Annotated in this window: 1 protein-coding gene; it reads right to left on the reverse strand. The window is 49.1% G+C overall.

Annotated elements, in window-relative coordinates:
* Positions 1-561, reverse strand: a 561-nt coding sequence (locus tag D8792_RS11240; RefSeq protein WP_185758465.1) for a phosphatidylserine decarboxylase, incomplete at its 3' end; no start/stop codon positions are given.
* Positions 562-579 lie beyond the last annotated feature (18 nt).

The raw sequence follows: 579 nt of genomic DNA on the forward strand, positions 1-579 counted from the left end.
TACCTGCCTAACCGTATGCAGGCGACCCTTGATTTTTCGACTTTGGGTAATTCTGCCGGATTCAGCTGCCAAATAGCGGTGCAGGTCTTCTACTCCCAAGCGATAGACCAGCGCTGTTCCGCCACTAAACAGCTGAGCCAACTCCTCATCCAGCAGTAACTCAGCTAGCCTGTATGTCTGCCCCTTAATTGTCAACCGCAAGTCCTGACTAATGGTAAAAGCCTCCAGCTTGGCATCTGCCACAGCCAGCACTTGACTATCAGGACAGACCGGACGCAGAGCGGACTTGATTTTTCGCTGGAAGAAAGCCGCAAAACTAGAATAGGGGCCAGATTCATAGTCGGCCAGATTCAGCTGATAATTTTCCACAAAAGCTGCTATTTTCTTGCGAGAAAAAAGAGTGTAGTCTTTCAAAGTTAGAAGATAAGACAGGCTAGGTCGGGTCAAGAAAGACAACAAGATGCGGCCCCAAGCAGTCCCATAAAGCTTATCTAACAGCCCCGCCTTATATTCTGTCGGTTCCACTACTTGGCCAGTCTTTCTTTGATAGACCTTAACCATGCGGGAGAACCCCCAGAC

The sequence above is a fragment of the Streptococcus cristatus genome, assembly GCF_003943505.1.
In the GTDB taxonomy this organism is placed as follows: domain Bacteria; phylum Bacillota; class Bacilli; order Lactobacillales; family Streptococcaceae; genus Streptococcus; species Streptococcus cristatus_E.